The organism is Paenarthrobacter sp. YIM B13468 (assembly GCF_042788025.1).
Classification (GTDB): Bacteria; Actinomycetota; Actinomycetes; order Actinomycetales; family Micrococcaceae; genus Arthrobacter; species Arthrobacter aromaticivorans.
In genome coordinates, this window is the sequence record NZ_JBHZPI010000012.1 from 154,459 (window position 1) to 160,820 (window position 6,362).

The 6,362-nt window shown below is 64.1% G+C and carries 8 protein-coding genes; 7 read left to right on the forward strand and 1 reads right to left on the reverse strand.

Translation table 11 applies throughout. From position 1 onward, the window contains the following. The first annotated feature begins 456 nt into the window (after window positions 1-456). The 5 genes from ACFX4T_RS13340 to ACFX4T_RS13360 all read left to right on the forward strand — a co-directional run bounded on the left by ACFX4T_RS13340 (window position 457) and on the right by ACFX4T_RS13360 (window position 3,611). Window positions 457-888 (forward strand): hypothetical protein, encoded by a 432-nt coding sequence (locus ACFX4T_RS13340; protein ID WP_377652292.1) that lies wholly within the window; start codon window positions 457-459, stop codon window positions 886-888. A 76-nt stretch (window positions 889-964) separates the two neighbouring features. Beyond that, complete coding sequence (locus ACFX4T_RS13345; protein WP_377652293.1) at window positions 965-1,240, forward strand: hypothetical protein; 276 nt, start codon at window positions 965-967, stop codon at window positions 1,238-1,240. A 75-nt stretch (window positions 1,241-1,315) separates the two neighbouring features. Continuing rightward, a complete protein-coding gene (locus ACFX4T_RS13350) occupies window positions 1,316-1,666 on the forward strand; it encodes a hypothetical protein (protein WP_377652294.1) in 351 nt (116 codons plus the stop codon). A 581-nt stretch (window positions 1,667-2,247) separates the two neighbouring features. Further along, window positions 2,248-3,261 (forward strand): DUF4192 domain-containing protein, encoded by a 1,014-nt coding sequence (locus tag ACFX4T_RS13355; protein WP_377652295.1) that lies wholly within the window; start codon window positions 2,248-2,250, stop codon window positions 3,259-3,261. A 197-nt stretch (window positions 3,262-3,458) separates the two neighbouring features. Next, window positions 3,459-3,611, forward strand: coding sequence for a hypothetical protein (locus ACFX4T_RS13360; RefSeq protein WP_377652296.1), 153 nt, complete (start codon window positions 3,459-3,461; stop codon window positions 3,609-3,611). 92 nt (window positions 3,612-3,703) lie between these two features. On the opposite strand, the gene ACFX4T_RS13365 is transcribed toward ACFX4T_RS13360, so the two are convergent. Next, a complete protein-coding gene (locus ACFX4T_RS13365; protein ID WP_377652297.1) occupies window positions 3,704-3,967 on the reverse strand; it encodes a hypothetical protein in 264 nt (87 codons plus the stop codon). Between the two features lie 442 nt (window positions 3,968-4,409). Between ACFX4T_RS13365 and dprA the strand changes: the two genes are divergently transcribed. Together dprA and ACFX4T_RS13375 are read left to right on the forward strand one after the other, a co-directional pair. Beyond that, a complete protein-coding gene (dprA, locus tag ACFX4T_RS13370) occupies window positions 4,410-5,318 on the forward strand; it encodes a DNA-processing protein DprA (RefSeq protein ID WP_377652298.1) in 909 nt (302 codons plus the stop codon). Between the two features lie 61 nt (window positions 5,319-5,379). After that, window positions 5,380-5,784, forward strand: coding sequence for a hypothetical protein (locus tag ACFX4T_RS13375; protein WP_377652299.1), 405 nt, complete (start codon window positions 5,380-5,382; stop codon window positions 5,782-5,784). Window positions 5,785-6,362: the final 578 nt, after the last annotated feature.

Here is a 6,362-nt window from a genome sequence, read left to right on the forward strand (position 1 = left end):
CCCGCCCCGCCTGACAGTTTCCGCAACGGTTACAGGCTCGTGGGGCTCGCCCTGGTTTGCGCTGCGCTTCAACCAGTTGACGGGCGTCCACTCCGCTTCGCTCCGTGGCCGGCTGCTGGGCCCGGTCCCGGCCTCGCAGAGCTCCGCCGTGCCCGGTCCTGTATGTCTACGACGTTTTTTGGCTGCTGTCCTTCGGATTGTACGTGCCCGCTCCAGCCCGTCTAGCCCCTCCTCCGTCGGGGCCTGCGGGGCAGGAAATGTCCCTCCGGCGCTCCTGCGTCGCTTATTTCCTCCGGGAATTTCCCACCCCTTGCCCAAGGGTAGACAGGCCTCCGTCGGTCACAGCTCCGCAAGCTTCGCCAGCAGCCAAAAAACAACGGGAGGGACGGGGAAGCTGGCCGGTCACCACAGGTCGCCCCACCCACCACCTTTCTCGGCAAAAGAAGGAGCAACACCATGAACGCAATCAGCGTCCAGACCATCACCACGGAGGACACCGAGGAAACGATCCACGACGTGCCCGTGCTCGTGGATTACCACATGAACGACGGCTACGACTGGATGGAACTCATCTCAGAACACGGCTGGGCCGTGATTCCCAGCTGGGGATCCGATGGCTGGGACCTCGGCCAGTGGCCCTATGTCATGGTCGCGGGGATCCGCACGGCCGATGAGATCGGCAACCTGTTCGGGATGGCTACCTACTGCGAAGGCGACGTAAAGACCACGTTCTACCGGACCAAGGCCCGGTTCTGGGACGCCATCACGGAACAGGCTTTCTACCACTGGAAAAACGGCCAGGCCCACGGCCCGGCGGACCTGCCCGCAGCCGCCGCAGAGCTACCCAGCCGCTACCGCATTCCCTCGATGTACCAGGAAGCCGCCTAACACCCCTCGACTCCTTGCCGGGCGGAACCCCACTGCCCGGCAAGGCCCGAACTCCACCCACGAAGGACCAAGGACCATGACCGGCAACCGCAGCATTGCCCAAACCCCGGCCCAAGCCGTGGTGTTCCTCGAAACTCTCGCCGGACTCGTCGAGAAATCCCCGGTGGCCTACAGCACCGACTCCGCCGCTGACCTCGCCGCGCACATCCGCGGCATGGCCAAAGCGATCAATACGGAGGCCAACGTGAACCCCGGCGAGCTGACCACCACCCGGCAATACGCGGCACTGGAGTGGCATAACGAAGCCGTAGCCGTCCTGTTCGCCGCAGAACACCGCCCCACTTTCCTCTAGCGGGACTGAGAACCGCTGTACTGCCCGGCCAGAGCCGGGCAGTACAGCCCCCACCACTTCAAAAGGAGCAGGCACATGAGCAACGAAACCACAGCCCCCAAAGGCATCACCGCACTGATCTACCGCGACGCCCTGGGCACGGACTTCTCCAATCAGGGCATCTCCGCCCGCGTCATGGAGGTGACCGTCATCGGCGAGGGCATCGACCCCGTTTTCGAAGCCACCAAGGAACGGCCCGCCGTCAGGCTCGTCAAAAACGAAAATCTCCACCGCGAAACCGTGATCCACGCCGAACCGGTCACCCCGGACGACGAACCCGCCCCGTGGTACATGTTCGGCGGCACGTTCATCTACAGCAGCGACTCACGATTCCGACGCGCAGCCGGACAGTACGGAGCCATCCCACTCCACGACCGCCGCGAATAGACCCGACGGTGGCCGGTCCTCCGGGGCCGGTCACGCTCGGGCGGTCCGCCGCGGGTGGCTGCTTGGGTGGGTGGTTGCCGGCGACGGACCGCCGTTCCCGCAACGGGGCCGGCTGTGCTCACCTGGTGCGCGCGGCAAGCCCAAACCGGGACTGATCTGGGCGGATCCGCGGGGACCAGGGGAAGAGCGTGCTCGCAGGGCTCGCACCCTTTTGGGCGTCCACTCCGCTTCGCTCCGTGGCCGGCTGTTGGGCCCGGTCCCGACGTCGCAGAGCTCCGCCGTGCCCGGTCCTGTATGTCTACGACGTTTTTTGGCTGCTGTCCTTCGGATTCTATGTGTCCGCTCCAGCCCGTCTAGCCCCTCCTCCGTCGGCGCCTGCGGTGCAGGAAATGTCCCTCCGGCGCTCCTGCGTCGCTTATTTCCTCCGGGAATTTCCCACCCCTTGCCCAAGGGTAGACAGGCCTCCGTCGGTCACAGCTCCGCAAGCTTCGCCAGCAGCCAAAAAACAACGGGGGAGGAAAGAAAGTAGCTGGCCGGGTCACACCGCTCCCTCACCAATCCTCTGCAAAGGACACAAAACCATGAACGATCCCATCAACATCAGCACCCCAGCCGACATCCTGGCCTACGTCCCCCACATGCTGGGCGAGACCCCCAAGGAATCCTTCGTCCTGATGACGATGCAGGGCAACGCACTTGGCGCCACGCTGCGCCTTGATGCCCCGCTCTGCTTCGAACCCAAGGCGTTCGCCCAAACCGTCGTCAGCTACGCAACAGCCGACGAGGCGGCAACCGGGACCCTGCTGGTCATCTACACCGACGAGAACACCACGGCCGAACCCCGCCCGTTCTCCGAGCACGTTCAGGCGTTGCGCACCGAGTTGGAGACAGCCCGGATGCCCCTGAAAGACGCATGGATGGTGACCTCGGAAGTGTGGAACAACTACCTGTGCACGGACAGCGCTTGCTGCACCGAGCGCTCACTGGACGAGATCACCAACAGCACCGGCAACACCGCCTTCATCTACCGGGGAAGCAACGTCACCGGTTTCACCGCCCCTGAGCCGTTCACCGGCGAAGATGCAGCGCGCGAAACGATCGCCGCGCACAAGCCCGACGGCTGGCCCGAGGACACCGAAGCACGCCGCACCCAATGGGCTGAACTCCTTGAAAGCCCCAAAGGACTCACCCACGAGGCCGCGCTGGAACTGGCAGGAGCGTTGCAGCACCCCATCACCCGGGATTACCTGATGGCGGACATCATCACCAACGCCCCGGATCAGTTCACCTCCGTGCTGCTGGGTGTGTTCATTGCCCGTCCCGACTGGAACCGCGTGGATACGGCCCAGGAACTTGTTTTTGAACTGATGAAAGTCACCCCCGAAGGACAACGCGCCCCGATGCTGAGCGTGATCGGCTGGACGGAATGGCTGAAAGGAAAGTCCAGCTTCGCGGGACGGTATTTCAAGCTCGCGTTGGAGGACGTCGAGGGTTACCGGTTCGCGGAACTCATGACCGATTTGGTCAGCCGCGGCTTGATCGCTGACTGCGTGCGTGATCCGAAAAAGGCCTATGCCCGCAAGATAGGCCGCTAACCGGATGAGGCCGGACCTCACACCAAGGGTCCGGCCTTACCCGACGGGATCTCGCCTAGGTGCGCGCGGCCTCCCCCGCTACGCTCCGCCGGCCGCGATGTCGCTGTCGCGGGCGTAGCCACTATCCAGCCAAATCGCAGGAACAGCCGATACGGTGAAAGGACAAGCAGCCCAACACCCGAAGGCAGGACCCCACCGTGGCCGATGAGATCCGCATGACCGAGGCAGACACCATTGCCCCCGACGCAAGCCCGGCTGAAGACGTCTTGGAGCTGCGCTTACTCACAGCCGGACCAGTCACGGGACCGGTTGACCGGCCCCTGGAAGACCACCGCCTAGACGAGCTGTAAAGCACGGCAGCGACCACGCTGCCCCCACAAATTTCTTTTGCAGAGAAAACAGAAAGAGCCGGCACCCATGTGTCGGCTCTTTCTGTTTTCAATCAGAGGCTCTCAGGCTCATTTGTCCTCACATTGACCTGAAACACTGCAGTCCATCGAGTATTGTCTCCGACGTCCTCGCCGTTGAGGTTGGTCGGTTCCACCTCTACAAATTCGTGCTCACGCAGCTGTTCCTGGACCTGAATCCGGGCCTCATCCAAGAGAACCTTCGTGTGTTGTGGTTCACCGGGGCTCTTCATCAAATGCACGAATTCATTCCGGGGATAAGCAGGCGGTAGGAATCTGGCTTCTTGAGTGTTTGTCATTGCGGCAGCATATCGGGAAACGTCAGAGCACACCTCTGGTCTCCGCTGCGCTCCAACCAGCTATTGGGCGTCCTCTCCGCTTCGCTCCGTGGCCGGCTGTTGGGTCCAGGGCGCGCCGTCGCAGAGCTCCGGAGACCCTGGCCCTGTTGTGTCTACGACGTTTTTTGGCTGCTGTCCTTCGGATTCTATGTGTCCGCTCCAGCCCGTCTAGCCCCTCCTCCGTCGGCGCCTGCGGTGCAGGAAATGTCCCTCCGGCGCTCCTGCGTCGCTTATTTCCTCCGGGAATTTCCCACCCCTTGCCCAAGGGTAGACAGGCCTCCGTCGGTCACAGCTCCGCAAGCTTCGCCAGCAGCCAAAAAACAACGGGAGGGACGGGGAAGCTGGCCGGTCACCACAGGCCACCCCACCCACCACCTTTCTCGGCAAAAGAAGGAGCAACACCATGAACGACCGCATTGCACGCGCCGCCCTGACTCGTCTTTTCGACTCCCAGGACTCCACTGGCCGGGCGCTTGTCCACGCTTTGGGCGCCTACGCGGCCCTGAGAGTAGCCACCGGGGCGCAACCGCCCCACACCTTCCGCCGCATTGGCGAAGAGGAATTGAACGAAGGGCTGCGCCGCTGGGCGCAGCGGATCCCGGACGTGGACGCAGAAAGGGACCTTGCCACCATCGAACGACTGGGCGGAGGTTTCCTTATCCCCGGTGATGAACATTGGCCCATCGGCCTCGATGATCTGCCTGATGCCCCGTATGGGCTCTGGTACGTCGGAAACATCACCCAGGGGATCCCCGCGGTACAGCGCGCGGCAGCGCTGACCGGTTCCCGCGATTCCACCAGCTACGGCGCAGCTGTCACCGGTGACATGGCCCATGGACTGGCCCAGCGTGGAATCTGCATCGTCTCCGGCCTGGCCTACGGCATCGACGCCCACGCCCACCGTGGCGCGCTTGCTGGCTTTACCGGCACCGGACCGGCGACCATCGCGGTTGCCGCCGGAGGCCTTGACCGGGTTTACCCGTCCGGCAACGCCGACCTCGCGGCCGCGATCAGGGCCAACGGTTTGGTCGTCTCAGAGCAGCCCCCGGGAAACGCGCCCACGCGTCACCGCTTTCTGCAGCGGAACCGCATCATCGCAGCCCTGGCCGGAGTCACCTGTGTTGTCGAAGCCCGGTGGCGTTCCGGCGCGCTGAACGCCGCGCACCACGCCGAAACCATCGCCCGACATGTGGCGGCAGTCCCCGGAAGCGTGCACAGCGCGAACTCGGCAGGCTGCCACAGGCTCCTGAAAGAAGGCGCGGCCGCCCTGGTCTCCGACGCCGCAGAACTGGCCGAACTACTCGCCAGCTAAACCCACTGGTGGCCGGGACGCCCGTCCCGGCCACCACCCCATTCGTAAAGGAAGAACGATCATGACTGAAAGCCCCGAAACCCGACAGACCACCGAAGAGATCACATGGTTTCCCGCGCGTGAACTGGTGGACGCGATGAAAGCCGAAGGCCTGGAACTTCACGTCGACCAAACCGGCGGAGGCACCGCCACCCTTTTCCTTCAGAGCGAAGGCAGCCACACATTCACTATTGGCCCCGGATCATTCAGCTGGAAGAACCCCCTGGAATCCAGGTTCACCACGGCGGAGCTCTACTACGGCCCGGACCATTACGACGACGACGGCGAACCGGTGGAGTTCTCCGCCGACGACGAGAAGACCATCACGCCGGGAACACCGATAGCGGACATTGCCCATGAAATCGCCGCCAACTTCCGTAGATTCAACACCCACCCGATCCCGGCAATGTCCGACAGCGGCGCATAGGCGATGGTGGGCCGTTCGCCTCATGTGGGCGGGCGGTCCGCCGCAGGTGGCCGGCCCTGGTGGGTGGTTGCCGGCGACGGACCGCCGTTCCCGCAACGGGGCCGGCTGTGCTCACCTGGTGCGTGCGGCAAGCCCAGACCGGGACTGATCTGGGCGGATCCGCGGGGACCAGGGAAGAGCGTGCTCGCGGGGCTCGCACCCTTTTGGGCGTCCTCTCCGCTTCGCTCCGTGGCCGGCTGTTGGGCCCGGTCCCGGCCTCGCAGAGCTCCGCCGTGCCCGGTCCTGTGTGTCTACGACGTTTTTTGGCTGCTGTCCTTCGGATTGTACGTGCCCGCTCCGGCCCGTCTAGCCCCTCCTTCGTCGGGGCCTGCGGGGCAGGAAATGTCCCTGCGGCGCTCCTGCGTCGCTTATTTCCTCCGGGAATTTCCCACCCCTTGCCCAAGGGTAGACAGGCCTCCGTCGGTCACAGCTCCGCAAGCTTCGCCAGCAGCCAAAAAACAACGGGAGGGACGGGGAAGCTGGCCGGTCACCACAGGTCGCCCCACCCACCACCTTTCTCGGCAAAAGAAGGAGCAACA